The organism is Streptomyces sp. NPDC090108 (genome assembly GCF_044747185.1).
Classification (GTDB): domain Bacteria; phylum Actinomycetota; class Actinomycetes; order Streptomycetales; family Streptomycetaceae; genus Streptomyces.
Genome location: NZ_JBIVDQ010000001.1, coordinates 894328 through 911898, shown reverse-complemented (window position 1 = coordinate 911898; position 17571 = coordinate 894328). Strand labels below are relative to the sequence as shown.

General features: G+C 73.3%; 13 protein-coding genes and 1 pseudogene. 11 read left to right on the top strand and 3 right to left on the bottom strand.

Features of this window, described 5'->3' with window-relative positions; all coding sequences use genetic code 11:
• The first annotated feature begins 431 nt into the window (after nucleotides 1-431).
• A complete protein-coding gene (sucC, locus tag ACIPRD_RS04000; protein ID WP_356400744.1) occupies nucleotides 432-1613 on the top strand; it encodes an ADP-forming succinate--CoA ligase subunit beta in 1182 nt (393 codons plus the stop codon).
• Nucleotides 1614-1640: 27 nt separating this feature from the next.
• Nucleotides 1641-2525 (top strand): succinate--CoA ligase subunit alpha, encoded by an 885-nt coding sequence (gene sucD, locus ACIPRD_RS03995; RefSeq protein WP_356400743.1) that lies wholly within the window; start codon nucleotides 1641-1643, stop codon nucleotides 2523-2525.
• A 153-nt stretch (nucleotides 2526-2678) separates the two neighbouring features.
• Here the strand turns inward: sucD and ACIPRD_RS03990 are convergent, their stop codons facing one another.
• Entirely contained in the window at nucleotides 2679-3773 is a 1095-nt protein-coding gene (locus tag ACIPRD_RS03990) for a helix-turn-helix domain-containing protein (RefSeq protein WP_401559639.1), read from the bottom strand.
• 104 nt (nucleotides 3774-3877) lie between these two features.
• On the opposite strand from ACIPRD_RS03990, the pseudogene ACIPRD_RS03985 reads away from it, so the two are divergent.
• Nucleotides 3878-4954: pseudogene (locus tag ACIPRD_RS03985) on the top strand (DUF6350 family protein); the annotation flags it as partial.
• Nucleotides 4955-6399: 1445 nt separating this feature from the next.
• Here the strand turns inward: ACIPRD_RS03985 and ACIPRD_RS03980 are convergent.
• The gene (locus ACIPRD_RS03980; RefSeq protein ID WP_356400739.1) at nucleotides 6400-7230 is read right to left on the bottom strand and encodes a hypothetical protein; all 831 of its coding nucleotides are present in this window, start codon (nucleotides 7228-7230) and stop codon (nucleotides 6400-6402) included.
• A gap of 272 nt (nucleotides 7231-7502) precedes the next feature.
• Here ACIPRD_RS03980 and purN point away from each other — a divergent pair, with 272 nt between their 5' ends.
• Nucleotides 7503-8141 carry a phosphoribosylglycinamide formyltransferase gene (gene purN, locus ACIPRD_RS03975; protein ID WP_356400737.1) on the top strand — a complete coding sequence of 213 codons (639 nt, stop codon included), beginning with the start codon at nucleotides 7503-7505 and terminating at the stop codon, nucleotides 8139-8141.
• Nucleotides 8138-9709, top strand: coding sequence for a bifunctional phosphoribosylaminoimidazolecarboxamide formyltransferase/IMP cyclohydrolase (gene purH / locus ACIPRD_RS03970; protein WP_356400735.1), 1572 nt, complete (start codon nucleotides 8138-8140; stop codon nucleotides 9707-9709). Before purN ends, purH begins: the two co-directional genes overlap by 4 nt.
• A 147-nt stretch (nucleotides 9710-9856) precedes the next feature.
• Here purH and ACIPRD_RS03965 read toward each other — a convergent pair whose 3' ends face one another.
• Nucleotides 9857-10414 carry an RDD family protein gene (locus ACIPRD_RS03965; RefSeq protein ID WP_356400733.1) on the bottom strand — a complete coding sequence of 186 codons (558 nt, stop codon included), beginning with the start codon at nucleotides 10412-10414 and terminating at the stop codon, nucleotides 9857-9859.
• A gap of 275 nt (nucleotides 10415-10689) precedes the next feature.
• Here ACIPRD_RS03965 and ACIPRD_RS03960 point away from each other — a divergent pair, with 275 nt between their 5' ends.
• The 6 genes from ACIPRD_RS03960 (at nucleotide 10690) to ACIPRD_RS03935 (ending at nucleotide 17479) form a co-directional block, all read left to right on the top strand.
• Entirely contained in the window at nucleotides 10690-11544 is an 855-nt protein-coding gene (locus ACIPRD_RS03960) for a bifunctional methylenetetrahydrofolate dehydrogenase/methenyltetrahydrofolate cyclohydrolase (protein WP_356400731.1), read from the top strand.
• A gap of 22 nt (nucleotides 11545-11566) precedes the next feature.
• Complete coding sequence (locus ACIPRD_RS03955; protein ID WP_356400729.1) at nucleotides 11567-11992, top strand: DUF3017 domain-containing protein; 426 nt, start codon at nucleotides 11567-11569, stop codon at nucleotides 11990-11992.
• Between the two features lie 291 nt (nucleotides 11993-12283).
• Entirely contained in the window at nucleotides 12284-13612 is a 1329-nt protein-coding gene (locus ACIPRD_RS03950) for a DUF2690 domain-containing protein (RefSeq protein ID WP_401559634.1), read from the top strand.
• A 596-nt stretch (nucleotides 13613-14208) separates the two neighbouring features.
• Nucleotides 14209-15198: a malate dehydrogenase gene (locus ACIPRD_RS03945; RefSeq protein WP_356400725.1), complete on the top strand. Its 990-nt coding sequence runs from the start codon at nucleotides 14209-14211 to the stop codon at nucleotides 15196-15198.
• A gap of 201 nt (nucleotides 15199-15399) precedes the next feature.
• Entirely contained in the window at nucleotides 15400-17130 is a 1731-nt protein-coding gene (locus tag ACIPRD_RS03940) for a hypothetical protein (RefSeq protein ID WP_401559631.1), read from the top strand.
• Nucleotides 17120-17479, top strand: coding sequence for a hypothetical protein (locus ACIPRD_RS03935; RefSeq protein WP_356400721.1), 360 nt, complete (start codon nucleotides 17120-17122; stop codon nucleotides 17477-17479). The genes ACIPRD_RS03940 and ACIPRD_RS03935 overlap by 11 nt, the downstream gene beginning before the upstream one ends.
• The last annotated feature ends 92 nt before the right edge of the window (nucleotides 17480-17571 follow it).

The following is a 17571-nucleotide window of genomic DNA, read 5'->3' as shown; positions in this document are numbered from 1 at the left end:
CCGCCCTCCCCGCCGGCGGCCCCCCCCCCCCCCCCGGCCCCCCCCCCCCCCCCCCGCGCCCCCCCCCCCCGGGGGGGGGCGGCCCCCCCCGGGGGGGGGGGCCCCCCCCCGCGCCGGCCCCGGTCTCCGGGGTCGTCCCAGGGGCCTCACCGGGTTCACCCCAGCCCGGTGAGGCCCCGCACATCTCTTCGTCCCGAGCCCGATTTCGGCACGCTGTGTCAGGAAAACCGGCATCATGTGACAGGTATCACCGCCCAGGTGTGACCCGCGATTTAGGGGGCTCACGCCAGCGGGGATAACCTGCCGGACGGACATGCCGCGCGCTCGGACACCGTGTGCGCCCCTCTAGTGACAAGCGGACGTCACGTTGCCCTTCGCGGCACGCCCACGCATCCAACGAACCGCGAGATCACTGATAGGGACGGAAGCGCGTGGACCTGTTCGAGTACCAGGCGAGGGACCTCTTCGCCAAGCACGATGTACCGGTGCTGGCCGGTGAAGTCATCGACACGCCTGAGGCGGCGCGCGAGATCACCGAGCGTCTGGGCGGCAAGTCCGTCGTCAAGGCGCAGGTGAAGGTCGGTGGTCGTGGCAAGGCCGGCGGCGTCAAGCTCGCCGCCACCCCGGACGAGGCCGTCGCCCGCGCGACGGACATCCTCGGCATGGACATCAAGGGCCACACGGTCCACAAGGTGATGATCGCCGAGACCGCTCCGGAGATCGTCGAGGAGTACTACGTCTCCTTCCTCCTCGACCGTGCGAACCGCACCTTCCTCTCCATCGCCTCCGTCGAGGGCGGTATGGAGATCGAGGAGGTGGCGGCCACCCGCCCCGAGGCCGTCGCCAAGACGCCGATCGACGCGATCGACGGTGTGACCCCGGAGAAGGCCCGCGAGATCGTCGAGGCCGCCAAGTTCCCGGCCGAGGTCGCGGACAAGGTCGCGAACGTCCTGGTCAAGCTCTGGGACACCTTCATCAAGTCGGACGCCCTCCTCGTCGAGGTCAACCCGCTCGCGAAGGTCGCCTCCGGTGACGTCATCGCCCTCGACGGCAAGGTGTCGCTCGACGAGAACGCCGAGTTCCGTCACCCCGAGTACGAAGAGCTGCACGACAAGGACGCGGCGAACCCGCTCGAGGCGGCCGCCAAGGCCAAGGGCCTCAACTACGTCAAGCTCGAGGGCCAGGTCGGCATCATCGGCAACGGCGCGGGTCTCGTCATGAGCACCCTGGACGTCGTCGCGTACGCCGGTGAGAACCACGGCGGCGTCAAGCCCGCCAACTTCCTGGACATCGGCGGTGGCGCCTCCGCCCAGGTCATGGCGAACGGCCTGGAGATCATCCTGGGCGACCCGGACGTCAAGTCCGTGTTCGTCAACGTCTTCGGTGGCATCACCGCCTGCGACGAGGTCGCCAACGGCATCGTCCAGGCCCTGAAGCTCCTGGAGGACCGCGGCGAGAAGGTCGAGAAGCCGCTCGTCGTCCGCCTCGACGGCAACAACGCCGAGCTGGGCCGCAAGATCCTCACCGACGCCGACCACCCGCTGGTCCAGCGCGTCGACACCATGGACGGCGCGGCCGACAAGGCCGCCGAGCTGGCCCACGCCGCCAAGTAAGCACTCAGGACGAGGACACAACACACCATGGCTATCTGGCTCGACAAGGACAGCAAGGTCATCGTCCAGGGCATGACCGGTGCCACTGGCATGAAGCACACCAAGCTCATGCTCGGTGACGGCACCAACGTCGTGGGCGGCGTGAACCCGCGCAAGGCGGGCACCACCGTGGACTTCGACGGTACCGAGGTACCGGTCTTCGGCACCGTCAAGGAGGCCATCGAGGCCACCGGCGCCAACGTCTCCGTCATCTTCGTGCCGGAGAAGTTCACCAAGGACGCGGTCGTCGAGGCGATCGACGCCGAGATCCCGCTGGCCGTCGTGATCACCGAGGGCATCGCCGTGCACGACACGGCCGCCTTCTGGGCGCACGCCGGCAAGAAGGGCAACAAGACCCGCATCATCGGCCCGAACTGCCCCGGCATCATCACCCCGGGTCAGTCGAACGTCGGCATCATCCCGGGCGACATCACGAAGCCGGGCCGCATCGGCCTGGTCTCGAAGTCCGGCACGCTGACGTACCAGATGATGTACGAGCTGCGTGACCTCGGCTTCTCGACGGCCGTCGGCATCGGTGGCGACCCGATCATCGGCACCACGCACATCGACGCCCTGGCCGCGTTCCAGGACGACCCCGACACCGACCTGATCGTGATGATCGGTGAGATCGGTGGCGACGCCGAGGAGCGCGCGGCCGCGTTCATCAAGGAGAACGTGACCAAGCCGGTCGTCGGTTACGTCGCGGGCTTCACCGCGCCCGAGGGCAAGACCATGGGCCACGCCGGCGCCATCGTCTCCGGTTCGTCCGGCACCGCCCAGGCGAAGAAGGAGGCCCTCGAGGCCGCCGGTGTCAAGGTCGGCAAGACGCCGACCGAGACCGCGAAGCTGGCGCGCGAGATCCTGAGCGCCTGAGTCTCCGGACACACGCGCCGGTGGGCCCGCTCCCCTTCGAGGGGGGCGGGCCCACCGGCGTTCCGGGCCCGGCTCGCAAAGGCCCACCGCGGCTCGCGAAGGCCCACCGGCGTTCCGGGCCCGTGCGGCCGGGAGCGGCCGCGTCCGCAACGGTCAGCGCGCCGCCGGGACGAGCCGTTGCGGACCGCTCTCCGCCGTCCCGCGCAGCTTGGCCCGCAGCGCGGTCTCGGCCGGGGAGAGCGGACCCATGGCCGGGGCCACCGGGACCCCGCGCACGGCCTGGGCCGGGGCGAGCGGCGGGATGTAGTGCGTCGGGGCCGTGTGCAGGGTCAGCGCCGTCGCGCCGACGATGGCGGCCGTGAACGCGATGGCCGCCTGGGTCCAGAAGACGTTGCGGCGCTCGCCGACCGTCCGGACCGTCGTCGGTTCGGTGGCGCGCAGCCTCTCCGTGGACGCCAGCTCGGTCAGCCGCCGGTGCAGGGCCGCCGGATCGGCGAGTTCCGGCACCTGCGCGGCCACGGCCTCCCGCGCGCGGGTCAGCCGGCCCGCCGCGGCCGGTGTGCTCGCCTCGGTCTCCGCCGCCGTCTCCGGCAGGTCGAGGCCGACGCCGTCGTACAGCACGAGGGTGCGCCGGTACGACGGCGGGAGTTTCAGCAGCGCGTGCAGCAGGGCGCGGTCCGCCGGATCGGCGGGCGGGGACTCGGGGGAACGGTGGCGGCGGCGGAAGCGGTGCCAGGGGGAGAGGGCGTACTCGTACGCCGTCGACCGGATCCAGCCGCCCGGGTCACGGTCGCGCGCCACCTCGGGCCAGTTCTGCCAGGCCAGCTGGAACGCCCGTTCCACGGCTTCCCGGGACAGTTCGCGGCGCCCGGTGAGCAGATAGGTCTGGCGCACGAGAGCGGGCGCGCAGAACGCGTACAGCGCGTCGAAGGCCTGATCGGGAGTCAGGGACGGGACGGCGGGCGAGGGTGCCGGTACCCGCGCGGCCGAACGTTCCTTCCGCTGCCCGTCGTCCGTCCGTTCCCGTCCCCGGCCGTCCGTCGGCGGTGACGCGAGTGTGGCGATCAGGCGGGCGTAGGCGGCGGCCCGCGGGCCGCTCGGTGCGGTGCGGCCGCGCTCCCACGCGCGGACCGTCGCGCGGCTGACGCCGACGTGTGCGGCGACCTGAGCCCGCGTCAGCGAGGCGGCGTCGCGCAGACGGCGGCGTTCCTTCGGCGGTGGGAGCGGGCCGGCAGGATTCTGCGTCACAACTCACCCCTCCGTGCGAAAAAGTACATAAACATATATTGAGCGACACATCGGGCGATCGCCTGTTACGACGGGAAAGCGCGTGTCGTTGGGAGCATGGCGGCGTGACTCAGCTGACCGCCCGCCGCTCGTCGCCCCTGCTGACCCGGCTGCGTGACCGTTCGCCAGGACTGGCCGCGAGCCTCATGGGAGGCGCGCTCGCGGCCGGGCTCGGACTCGGCTCGTCCGCGGTGCTGGTGATGGTGCTGTGGGTCAGTTCGCCGTACCCCGACAGCGGTCCGGGCGGCGCGCTGCACATCGCCGCCGCGCTGTGGCTGCTGGCGCACGGGGTCGAACTGGTCCGCGCCGACACGCTCTCCGGCGCCCCGCACCCGGTCGGCGTGACACCGCTGCTGCTGCTCGCCGTGCCGGTGTGGCTGCTGTACCGGGCGGCGCGGGACGCGGCGGACGCGTCACCCGAGCCCGACGGGCCGCCGCCGGTGCGCGCCCGCACGGCGTGGACCGGCGTCGTCGCCGGCTACCTCGGCGTCGGTGTGCCCGCCGCGCTGTACTGCTCCGGCGGTGAACTGCGCCCCGAATGGCCCTGGGTGACCCTGTGTCTGCCGCTCGTCGCGGCGGGCGCGGCGGGGGCCGGGGTCTGGTCGGCGTACGGCCGTCCGCGTGAACCCCTGGCGCGGCTGCGGACCGTACTGCCGCGGCCGGTGCGACGGCTGGTGTCCGGGCCCGACGGGCGGGCGCGGCTGGGTACGGCCGTCCGGGCCGCCGGGGCCGGTACGGCGGTGCTCACCGGCGGCGGGGCCCTGCTGCTCGCGGTGTCGCTGGTGTGGCACGGGGATGCGGCCCGGGTGTCCTTCCTCCAGCTCACGGAGGGCTGGACCGGACGGTTCGCGGTCCTGCTGCTCGGGGTCGCGCTGATCCCCAACGCGGCGGTGTGGGCGGCGGCGTACGCGCTCGGCCCCGGCTTCGCCCTCGGTGCCGGGCACATGGTGCACCCGCTCGCCGCCGATCCCGCCCCGCTGCTGCCGCCCTTCCCGCTGCTCGCCGGGGTGCCGGACGCGGGTGCCGGGACCCCGCTGAACTGGGCGGCCGGGCTGGTGCCGGTGGCCGCGGGGGCGACGGTGGGATGGTTCGTCGCGCGCGGGTCCGTACGGCGGGCGCCGGCCCCGAAGGCGGGAGCGCCGGCGAAGGCCGGGGCGTCCGCGAAGGCGGGAGCTCTCGCGGTGGGACCGGCGGGCGCCGGGAGGCCGGTTCTTCCCGGGAAGCCGGCGGCGGACGGACGCGAACCGGGAGCTTCGGGGAAGCCGTCCGCCGCCGCGAGACAGGGGGCACCCGCGGCAGCGGCCACCCGCGTGGTGCCGCGGGCGCGCTGGTCGGCCGCGCGGACCGCGGGGGTGCTGCTGTTGGCCGCCCTGGTGTGCGCGGCCGTGCTCGCCCTGCTCGCCGAACTGGCCGGAGGGCCGCTGGGGGTGGCCGCGCTGTCCCGGTTCGGCCCGTCGGGATGGCGGACCGGTGCGGCGGCCGGCAGCTGGATCGCGCTGACCGGTCTGCCGGTGACGCTCACCGTACGGGCGTGGCGGCTGCGCGGACCGCGCGAGCCGGGGACGCCGCGGCGGCCGGGGGCGATCCCGGCGCAGGGTGCCGAGGAGGGGCGCGCGGAGATCCGTACGGCACGGAAGGCGGCGAAGGCGGCGGCGAAGAGGGCGCGCAAGGACGCGAGGAGCGGGCTGAAGGAGGCGAAGAGGGCGCGGAAGGCGGCGAAGAGGACGGACCGCCGAGCGGCGAAACAGGAGCGGGCGACGGCGAAGCAGGAGCGGGCGGCGGCGGGGAAGGCCGCGAAGGCGGTGAAGAGGGCCGCGCGCGCCGGGAAGTCCGGCGCGGGGAGCGACCCGGCCGTGCAGGTCGTCGCGGACCGCTCGGCACAGGGCGCGGCCGAGTCGTCCGCCGTGCGGGACCCCTCGGAGGAGACCGCCGGGACCCCGTCCGGCCACCCGGCCGTACTCACCGGCCCCGCGCCTGCCCCCGCGCCCGGATCCGGAACCGCGCCCGCCTCCGCGGCCGTTCCCGTTCCCGGACCCGCGCCCGCGTCCTCCGTCGGGCGTGCCGGAGATCAGGCCCGGGATCGACCGGACGGTGTTCTCCCCGCCGAGGGCACGTTCCCTCCGGCATGGCAGGACGACGACGTCTCCCGCACCGCTCGCTGGGCGGCCCTGCGCGCGGCCTCGACGGCACCGGACCCCGAGCCGCCGGCCCGGCACCCCCGAAACGGCCCGGACGCGACGACGGACCTGCCACGGAACCCGCAGGCCGTCTCACCGCAGAACCCGCAGGCCGTCTCGCCGCAGAACCCGCGGGCCGACTTGCCGCAGAGCTCGCAGGCCGACTCACCGCGGAACCCGTCGTCACCTGCCGGGGCGTCACCCGGACGGGACCGGGCGTCGTCCGCGCAGCCGGACGCCACCTCCGGCGCACCGGCGGCCGGTCCGGACCGGCCGGAGCCGCCCGAGCCCACACCCCCCGGCGACGCTCACCGCTCCCCGTCCACCCCGCCGGACCGGACGGGCTGAACCGGGTGGCGACGCGAGACCCTGCCGCGAGGACACGGGCCGGAGGCCGGCGCCGCCTCCGCTCAGTCGTTGCCGGCGCTCAGGATGCCCCGCAGTTCGCGCGGGAGCATCTGGTCGCAGGACTGCTTGGACTCGCGGGTCAGGGCGTCGTTGACGCAGGTGTAGTAGTCCCGGTAGGCGACCTGGACGGAGAAGACGCCGCCGACCAGGACCAGGGCCAGGGCCCCGGAGACCAGGCCGCCGATCGCGGACATGGTCTGCGGGCGGGGGCCCGGAGGAGCCGCGGGCGCCGGACGGTCCGGGTCCTCGGCGGGCCGGGACTTGGCGCGCAGGGCGCTGACGCCCCAGTACAGGGCGAGCGCGCCCAGCAGCAGGGAGACGTAGGGCCAGCCGAGCAGCACGAAGAAGATCGCCCACATGCCGGACAGGAGCGCGTAGCGCGCGCGGCGCTGGGCGGGGTCCGCCGGGTCCCAGCGCATGCCGGACCGGCCCCCCTGGCCCTCGGGGCCGCCGCCGGGCCGCTCGCCGAAGTTCCCCGGCGCGCGCCCGGGCTGCCGGTCGCTCCACTGGCCGCCCCACGAGGAGCCGGAACCCTGGGAACCCTCGGGGTGGCGAGGCTGCCACGGCCGGTCGGGCGTGCCCTCCGGCGGCGGCGCGAACGGGTTGTCGTCCTGCTGTCCGCCGCGGGCGCCGTCCCCGGCCTGTCCGGCCTGTCCGCCCTGGTCACGGTGCTCCTCGTGTCCGCCGCCACCGGCGCGCCCGTCACCGTCCCGGCCGCCGGGAGGCGTCTGCGACGGCGAGGCCGGACGCTCCCGCAGCAGCGTGGCACCACGCTCGCCTCCCTGGACCTTCAGTGGCGGGAACGTGAGGAGTCGCGGGCTGCGATCGGGCATCAAAAGAGCGTCTTCCCCTAGGTGGAACGGCTGTCCGGCGTGAGCTTCCACCCCGTGAACGCACCGCACGAAGACCGCGTTCCCGAGCAGGCTCGTCCCGAACGCTACCTTCCGGCCAGGCCCCCGTCCCGTGGGGGCCGTCCGGAGTGCCGGTATCGTTGCTGCCGGTCGGCCGCTTCGTAGACTTCCCCGTATCGCGGGGCGCGAAGCATTCGTACGACTGTACAAACCGCCGGCCGGACACCCGTCGCTCCCCGAGAAAGGGCCCCACCGTGGCCGCCACCCCCGCTGGCCCAGCGGTCAAGCGCCTCGTCGTGCTGGTCTCCGGATCCGGCACCAACCTGCAGGCGCTCCTGGACGAGATCGAGCGCACCGGAGCCGAGGCCTACGGCGCCCGCGTCGTCGCCGTCGGGGCCGACCGCGACGGCATCGAGGGGCTCGCCCGCGCGGAGCGGGCCGGGCTGCCCGTCTTCGTCCGCCGGGTGAAGGACTTCGCCGCCCGGGAGGAGTGGGACGCGGCGCTCGCCGAGGCCGTGGCCGCGTACGAGCCCGACCTCGTGGTCTCCGCGGGGTTCATGAAGATCGTCGGGAAGGAGTTCCTGGCGCGGTTCGGCGGCCGGTTCGTCAACACCCACCCGGCCCTGCTGCCCAGTTTTCCGGGGGCCCACGGCGTGCGGGACGCACTCGCGTACGGCGCCAAGGTCACCGGCTGCACCGTCCACTTCGTCGACGACGGCGTCGACACCGGCCCGATCATCGCCCAGGGCGTGGTCGAGATCCGGGACGAGGACGACGAGAGCGCGCTGCACGAGCGCATCAAGGACGTCGAGCGAAGGCTGCTCGTCGAGGTCGTGGGCCGGCTCGCCCGCCACGGCCACCGCATTGAGGGACGAAAGGTAGTTATCCAGTGACCGCCACCGCCGAGAGCACCAAGCGGCCCATCCGCCGGGCGCTCGTCAGCGTCTACGACAAGACCGGCCTGGAAGACCTCGCGCGCGGGCTGCACGCGGCCGGGGTGGAGCTGGTCTCCACCGGGTCCACCGCGGGCCGTATCGCCGCCGCCGGCGTCCCCGTCACCAAGGTCGAGGAGCTGACCGGCTTCCCCGAGTGCCTGGACGGCCGGGTCAAGACCCTGCACCCCAAGGTGCACGCCGGCATCCTCGCCGACCTCCGCCTGGACAGCCACCGCGAGCAGCTCGCCGGTCTCGGCGTGGAGCCGTTCGACCTCGTCGTCGTCAACCTGTACCCGTTCCGGGAGACCGTGGCCTCCGGTGCCTCGCCCGACGAGTGCGTGGAGCAGATCGACATCGGCGGCCCCTCGATGGTCCGCGCCGCCGCCAAGAACCACCCGTCCGTGGCGGTCGTCACCAGCCCCGAGCGGTACGCCGACGTCCTCGGCGCCGTCCAGGACGGCGGTTTCGACCTCACCACCCGCAAGCGCCTCGCCGCCGAGGCCTTCCGGCACACCGCCGCCTACGACGTGGCCGTCGCCTCCTGGTTCGCCGACGGCTACGCGCCCCTCGACGACTCCCCCTTCCCCGACTTCGTCGGCGGCACCTGGGAGCGCGCGCACACCCTGCGCTACGGCGAGAACCCGCACCAGCCCGCCGCCCTGTACACCGAGGCCGGCGCCACCGGGCTCGCGCAGGCCGAGCAGCTGCACGGCAAGGAGATGTCGTACAACAACTACACGGACACGGACGCCGCCCGCCGTGCCGCGTACGACCACGACGAGCCCTGCGTGGCGATCATCAAGCACGCCAACCCCTGCGGCATCGCGACCGGCGCGGACGTCGCCGAGGCGCACCGCAAGGCGCACGCCTGCGACCCGCTGTCCGCGTTCGGCGGCGTGATCGCCGTGAACCGGCCGGTGAGCAAGGAGATGGCCGAGCAGGTCGCGGAGATCTTCACCGAGGTCATCGTGGCGCCGGACTACGAGGAGGGGGCCCTGGAGGCCCTCGCCAAGAAGAAGAACATCCGTGTGCTGAAGGCTCCGGACGCCCCGGCCGGCCGGCTGGAGAGCAAGCAGATCGACGGCGGTCTGCTGCTCCAGGAGACCGACCGGCTCCAGGCCGACGGCGACGACCCGGCGAACTGGACGCTGGCCAGCGGTGACGCGCTGTCTCCCGAGGAACTGGCCGAGCTGGCCTTCGCGTGGCGGGCCTGCCGCGCGGTGAAGTCCAACGCGATCCTGCTCGCCAAGGGCGGCGCCTCGGTCGGTGTCGGCATGGGCCAGGTCAACCGCGTCGACTCCTGCAAGCTGGCCGTCGAGCGGGCCGGCGAGGAGCGGGCGCGCGGCTCCTTCGCCGCCTCCGACGCCTTCTTCCCCTTCCCCGACGGCCCGCAGATCCTCATCGACGCCGGGGTGCGCGCCATCGTGCAGCCGGGCGGCTCGATCCGGGACGAGCAGGTCGTCGAGGCGGCGAAGCAGGCCGGCGTGACGATGTACTTCACCGGGACGCGGCACTTCTTCCACTGACCCGGCCGCTCGCCCGGCCCGGCCGCTCGCCCGAGCTCGCCGGCGACGGCGGGGCCGCGGTGCACGGAGACCCGTGAACAACGGAAAGCGGCCTTCCGCCCCCTTTCGCGGGGTGTGGAAGGCCGCTTTCCGTTACGGGAGTTCAGCTCACTGGCTGCGGATCACGATCGTGCCGCACACCTTGTCGGCGAACGTCTGACGCTTGGCGTCCCACGCCGGCCACAGCCAGCCCAGGTAGCAGGCGACGTTGTCGATGAAGTGGGCCAGCTGGCGCACGAACGCCATGCCGAAGCCGATCGGCTGGCCGGTCAGCTCCTTGACGAGGCGGATGCCGACGGCCTTCTTGCCGAGGGTCTGCCCGGTCTTGCCCTCCATGATCATCTGCCAGATGGCGAGGCCGAACACGATGAGGAAGCCGATCGCGCCCAGGACCGGTATGTCGTTCCGCAGGCCCGCCAGCGCCAGGCCGTAGGGCACACCCAGGATCAGGAGGTCGACGAGCTTGCCGAGGAAACGCTGCCCCCAGTTCGCGTACGACGGCTGCCCGTAACCGGCCTGCGGGTAGCCGCCGTAACCCTGCTGCGGGTAGCCGTAGCCCTGCTGCGGCGGGATGCCCTGCGGGGCCTGCGGCGCCTGCGGGTAGCCGTAACCCTGCTGCGGGTCCTGCGGCTGACCGTAGGGGTTGTTCGGTGAGCCGAAACTCATGGGGGTGTTCCTCCGTTGACCTTGCGGGGACGAAGCGGAAGGCGCGGAGGAACGTCAAGGTCTGAGCGGTTTTCCCCCCACCGGACCGCAGTGACACGGCGTTCATCGTTATGGACAGACCGGTCCCTGTCCAGTCTCTTTTGGACAGGTGTTGCACAAGCGAAACAACGACGATCACCTGGTGACGTCCGTGTGACGGCCCGGTTCTCCGCCCGTGACACGGTGCCGCCGACCCGGAGTGGAACCGGGGGCCCGTCATCCGCGAGGATGGTGCCATGACCGCCCAGATTCTCGATGGCAAGGCCACCGCAGCCGAGATCAAGACCGATCTGACCGCCCGCGTGGCGGCGCTGAAGGAGAAGGGCGTCACGCCCGGCCTCGGCACCATCCTGGTGGGGGAGGACCCCGGAAGCCAGAAGTACGTCGCCGGCAAGCACCGCGACTGCGCGCAGGTCGGCATCGCCTCCATCCAGCGTGAACTCCCGGCCACGGCGACCCAGGAGGAGATCGAGGCGGTCGTCCGCGAGCTGAACGAGGACCCGGCCTGCACCGGCTACATCGTCCAACTGCCGCTGCCCAAGGGCATCGACGAGAACCGTGTCCTGGAGCTGATCGACCCGGCCAAGGACGCGGACGGCCTGCATCCGATGAACCTCGGCCGCCTCGTGCTGAACGAGACGGCGCCGCTGCCCTGCACCCCCAACGGCATCCTCACCCTGCTGCGCCGCCACGGCGTGGAGACCAAGGGCGCCGAGGTCGTCGTGGTCGGCCGCGGTGTGACCATCGGGCGCTCGATGCCGCTGCTGCTCACCCGGCGCAGCGAGAACGCCACCGTCACCCAGTGCCACACCGGCACCCGTGATCTCGCCTCCCACCTGCGGAAGGCCGACATCATCATCGCGGCCGCGGGTTCCCCGCACCTGATCCGCGCCGAGGACGTCAAGCCGGGGGCGGCCGTCCTGGACGTCGGTGTCTCCCGCAACGCGGAGGGCAGGATCGTCGGCGACGTCCACCCGGACGTGGCCGGGGTGGCCGGCTGGATCTCCCCGAACCCGGGTGGAGTGGGCCCCATGACGCGCGCCGAACTGCTGGTCAACGTGGTCGAGGCGGCGGAGCGCAGTGTCGGCTGAGCGCGCGCGTCCGAGCACGGCGATGACCGCCCCCGTCCGCACCGAGCGGCACCCCCGGCGTCCCGGCCGCCGTTTCCCCCGGTTCACCCGGGACACCGCCCGCCCCGAGGGCGGCGGCCGCGCGGCGCCCGGTGACGCCCCGGCGCCCGCCCGGCAGTGGCCCATGCTCGTCGTGCTGTCGACGGTCGCCCTCGGGCTGCTGCTGACCGCGCTCGGCGTGTTCCGCTACGGCATGGTGCTGATCGGCGTCGCGATGCTGGCCGGCGCGGTCATGCGCTGGGCGCTCCCGAGCGTCGGCATGATCGCCGTCCGCTCACGGTTCACCGACATCGCCACCTACGGCGTCCTGGGCGCCGCGATCGTGCTGCTGGCGCTGTCGGCCCAGCCCCATCCGCTGCTGGAGATCCCGTTCCTGAAGGGCATCCTGCACTTCACGCTCTCCAACTAGCCCTCTGCGCCGAGACGGCGGCCCGCCCCCTCCCCCGAGGAGGGCGGGCCGTCTGCGTTCACCCTGGCCCGCCGGGGGCGGCCCGTTCAACGCCTGTCCGCACGCTGTGGCACGGAAGTGACCGTTCCGCCACGGTGTCCGCGCCCTGTCGCGCCGGGGACCGCCGTGTCGATGTGCCGACAATTCGGGGGTTATCTTACGAAGGAGCGTCAGAACCCGGCTGACTTGTCCGGCGTGTCCTTCCGGGGCGGGGAAGCGACAGCACCGACCCGGGGAAAGAGGGGGGAAGCAATGCCTCGATGGAAAGCCCTGCCGGACGAACTCGATCCGCAGATAAAGGAGTTCACCAGTCAGCTGCGGCTGCTCGTGGACCGCAGCGGCATGGGCGTCGCGGCGCTGGCCGACCGTACCGGCTACAGCAGGACGTCCTGGGAGCGCTATCTGGCGGGCCGGCTTCTCGCGCCCAAGGGCGCGATCGTCGCGCTCGCCGAGGTCACCGGCACCCATCCCGGTCACCTCACCACCATGTGGGAGCTGGCCGAACGGGCCTGGAGCCGGGCGGAGATGCGGCGCGACCCGACCGCGGAGCGGAGCGGGGCCTCCCGGACGCCGACCCTGCCCGGGGAGTCCGTGATGGCCGCCGGGGCCAAGGGTGCCTCCTGGGCCGCCCGCGGGAGCGGCGCGACGGCGCCGGACGCCGCGAGCCCGGCCGGTGCCCTTCCGGCCGCCCCGCCCCGCCCGCCGGCCGCGGAGACCGTCGAGGACGGGAAGCCGGAGGACGCGGGCACCGACGGCACGGTCGCCAAGGCCAACTCCTGGGGGGTGGCCGGGTACCAGGGACCGTCCACGGCGAGCCGCGGCCCCGGCGCCGGCTCGCCCGCGGGCGCGGGCCCGGACGCCGGCACGGGCGCGGGGAGAAGCGCAGGTGCGCGTACGGGTACGGGTTCCGTGGTGCGGCCCTCCGGACCGGGCGGGGGCTTCGACTCGACGACGGTCCTGCCTGCCTCGCACGGCGTCCCGCCGCAGGCGTCCCGTCCGGCGGGCGGCGCACCGGGAGGCGGTGCGCCGGGCGCCGGTGTGCCCGGAGCCGGCGCCCGGGCGGGCGGTGGTCGCGGGAGCGCCGGGGGCGGGGCCGGACAGCGGCTCACGATGTTCCTGGCCGGCTTCGGCACCATGCTCGTCCTCATCGGCGCCGTCTTCCTCTTCACGCACCGCGGTGACGCCGACGGACACGGGGCCGCCGCCTCCCCCTCGCCGTCCGCCACCGCCCACCGCAAGCTGCCCCACGGCGTGAAGTGCGCCGGAACGGACTGCGACGGCAAGGACGCCGAGGCCATGGGGTGCAGCGGCGAGTTCGTGACCACGGTGAAGACCGCCACCGTCGGTGCCGCCACCCTGGAGGTCCGCTACAGCAAGGCCTGCGGCGCGGCCTGGGGGCGGATCACCGGGGGCGCCCAGGGCGACCAGGTGCGGGTGACCGTCGGCGGGACCCGTCAGGCGGGGGACGTCGCCACCGCCGGGGACACCATCGCCTACACCCCGATGGTGGCCGTCAAGGACGCGTCCGGGGTCAAGGCCTGCGCGATCCTGGCGGCCGGCCAGAAGGGGTGCACCACCTAGGGGGCGTCTCCCCGATCTTCGTGGGTCCGCGACGCCCGGCACGGCACCTCGCCGCACGGCCGAACCGCCCACGTACGCCCAGTACGAGGGCGGTCCGGCCGCACGCCGAGGCACCGCACCGGACGCCGCGGCCTGTTCCACGAAGATCGAAGAGACGCCCCCCCAGGGGGCATCCTGAGGGTGTCCCCGAGAGACGCCCTCAGGGGAGCCGGACCGCGCTTCCGGTGCTGCTTGATACACCAAGTCGGGCCGGAGCGTGGGTTCGACGCAAAACCTCCAGCAATTCGGGTGTATTTCCCGAGGGGGACGCATGTCCGGTCCGATCCTGGGCACGCGATTCGTACCCCCACGGGAATCCGGTGTACCGGTATCCCCACCGGCGGCCGTCCTCGTCCCCCCCTCTCCCGGACGGGACGGCCGCCCCCCTTCCGTCCGCGCGCGACGCGCCCCGCCTTGTGTGCGGGGCCACATGCCCCCGGCCGTCTCGCATGCCGGATGCGCGATAGCCTGACCGGTGGAGATCTCTTGACGCCAAGAGATCGATCATCCGCACGGGGCAGGGACGCCCCACCGACAGCTGTCATACGGAGAACGCCATGACCCGCACTCCCGTGAACGTCACCGTCACCGGCGCGGCCGGCCAGATCGGTTACGCCCTGCTCTTCCGCATCGCCTCCGGCCAGCTGCTCGGCGCGGACGTGCCGGTCAACCTGCGCCTGCTGGAGATCACCCCGGCGCTCAAGGCCGCCGAGGGCACGGCCATGGAGCTCGACGACTGCGCGTTCCCGCTGCTGAGCGGCATCGAGATCACCGACGACCCGAACGTGGCGTTCGACGGCACCAACGTCGCCCTCCTCGTGGGCGCCCGCCCGCGCACCAAGGGCATGGAGCGCGGTGACCTGCTGGAGGCCAACGGCGGCATCTTCAAGCCGCAGGGCAAGGCCATCAATGACAACGCCGCGGACGACATCAAGGTCCTGGTCGTCGGCAACCCGGCCAACACCAACGCCCTGATCGCCCAGGCCGCCGCCCCGGACGTCCCGGCCGAGCGCTTCACCGCGATGACCCGCCTGGACCACAACCGCGCGCTGACCCAGCTGGCGAAGAAGACCGGCACCCCGGTCTCGGAGATCAAGCGCCTGACGATCTGGGGCAACCACTCCGCCACCCAGTACCCCGACATCTTCCACGCCACGGTCGCCGGCAAGAACGCCGCCGAGGTCGTGAACGACGAGCAGTGGCTGGCCGACGACTTCATCCCGACCGTCGCCAAGCGCGGTGCCGCCATCATCGAGGCCCGCGGTGCCTCCTCGGCCGCCTCCGCCGCCAACGCCGCCATCGACCACGTGTACACCTGGGTCAACGGCACCGCCGAGGGCGACTGGACCTCCATGGGCATCCCGTCGGACGGCTCCTACGGCGTCCCGGAGGGCCTGATCTCCTCCTTCCCGGTCACCACCAAGAACGGCACGTACGAGATCGTCCAGGGCCTGGACATCAACGAGTTCTCCCGCGGACGCATCGACGCCTCCGTCCAGGAGCTCGTCGAGGAGCGCGACGCGGTCCGCGCGCTCGGCCTCATCTGAGCCACCGGCGCTCCGGCGGTCCGCCCCGCCGCGCCCCACGGCCCCGTTCCGGCTTCCCGGAACGGGGCCGTGCCCGTTTCACAGGTTTCGCACAGACCGCCCGCCGCAATCCCGCTACAGCCCTCTCTCCCGCCGCCCTATGCTGATGGCTTGTCAAATGCCTGTACGGCAGTAGGCCTTCGCGCTCATCGGGGGAGTGGCATGAGCACCGCTCACGTGCCGCAGCAACAGCAGACCGCGTCGCCCCCAGGGGTGCCGCCGACACCACCGCCCACACCACCGCACGCCAGCGAGGCCACCCGTCTGCTGTGCGCGGGTGTCTACCTGGACTCCGGCTACCGCGACCGCGTCATCGAGGAACTCCACCTCAACGAACAGCGGATCGCCGCGCCGTCGCTCGGTTTCGACGCCGCCCGCGTCCTCGCGCACGCCCTGCGCGCCCGGCGGCTGGAGCTGGGCTGGGCCGGGGCCGTCATCGGATTGTGGGTGGTGGGGACACCGCTCAGCGGGTGGCTGCTGGGCATGGTCCTGTGGGCGAGCGTCTGGCTGGCGCTCGCGCCCTGGATCCGGGGCCGTGCCGCGCAGCCGCCCCTGTACCGGCTGGTCCCCGCGTTCCTGGTCCGCCTCGGGGCCCGTCTGGTCTTCGCCCTGATGCTGGGCCTCACCCTGTTCATCGCGTTCGGCGGCGGCCCGGACGGCGGCTCCTCCCCGGAGCCGTACGACCCCTACTCCGGCTCCTCCGGCGGGGACGACATCACCACCCTGCTGACGCCCAAGCCGCTGCAGGCCTGGGCCGCGCTCGTCGTGCTGGCGCTCATCGGCTTCTGCGTCCACGCCCAGCGCACCCAGGTCAGCCGGGCGCTCGCCGCCGAACTCTCCCCGCAGCGCTTCCCGGACGCCGCCGGTGACCCCGCCGAGCAGACCGAGAACGCGCGTTACCAGCGGCTCAAGCGGCTCATCCGGACCGAGCAGCACTCGCCGCTGATCATGTACAACGAGGCCCATCCCTTCTGCGGGGCGGGTGAGGCGTACGACACCTGGGTGCTCGCCGTGGAGCTGAAGCCGGACGAGCTGAAGAAGAAGCAGCAGCTGAGCAACCGCACCATCCTGGAGAAGATCCGGCCGCTGCTCGAACAGCTGCGGATCCCCTCCGAGTTCGCCGGGGACGGGGTCCGGGACCGGCTGCGCCGGCTGGAGATCGACGAGTGCGTGTTCCTGCCGGCCGAGGGACTCCTCCGCCGCGACCAGGCGCCGTACACCCCGCAGGCGTTCGAGGAGCACCGGGCGCGCGCGGTCGAGGAAGGGGCCGAGAAGCGGCGGCACTTCCTGCGCATCCGCGTCGGCGGCTGGGAGGAGGAGCTGGTCGTCACGGTCTTCGTGCGCGTCCACACCCAGGGCCGGATGCTGATGCTGGAGGTCGCCCCGCACGTGCTGACGCCGGTGCGCGCCGACTTCAAGGACGCCGACCGCACGGCGCACCGGTTCCGCCACAACACCGCGCTGGGCAAGGCCGCCGGCGCGGCCGTCCTGGTGCCCGGCTCCCTGGGCCGCGCGCTCGGCCAGCTCGGCCGGGGCCTGCGGTACGTGTGGCGCGTGACGACCGGCGGCTACGCGGGCGCGCTGCCCGACGGCCCGGCCCTGTCCGTGCGCGAACTGGGCTCGGCGCCCGCCGCCTCCCTCTTCCAGGACATGGACGTGGCCCGCTACCTCAAGAGCGTGCAGGACCGCGTGGCGAACGGCGTGCGGGCCGCGCTGGCCGATTCCGGCTACGAGACCGGCGAGTTCGTCCAGAAGGTCGTCAACATCAGCAACGGCGACGTGAACATCGGCCGCGTCGAGGGCAGCACCTTCGCGGTCGGCAGCCACGCCTCCGCGTCCTCCATCGATCAGCGCGGCGCCACGCCGCAGAAGGGAGCCGACCATGTCCGGTGACGAGCCCCGTGTCAGCTTCGGCGACGTCTCCAAGAGCACCTTCGCCGTCGGCAGCCACGCCCACGCCGAGAGCCATCACCACCAGGGCGCGGGCGCGCCGCTCGACGAGGGCGCCCAGGAACTGCTCAGAGCGGTGCGGGAGCTGCGCGCCGACCTGGAGCGGGTGCGCGGCAGCGAGCAGACGGCCGCGCTGGGCAGCGCGCTCGCCGAGACCGAGGACGAGATCACCCGTACCGGCCAGGCGGGGACCACCCGGCGCGAGCGCCTGCGGGAACTGCTCACCGACTCCCAGGCTCTGCTGAGCGTGCTCGCCTCGGCGGGCGCCGTGGCCGGCCTGCTCGGCATGTGACCGGGGGAGGGACACGATGAGCGGGGGACAGCGGTACTGGGACGAGGACGCGCAGCGCTGGCGGGACGGGGCCGGGCACCAGCCGGCCGTAC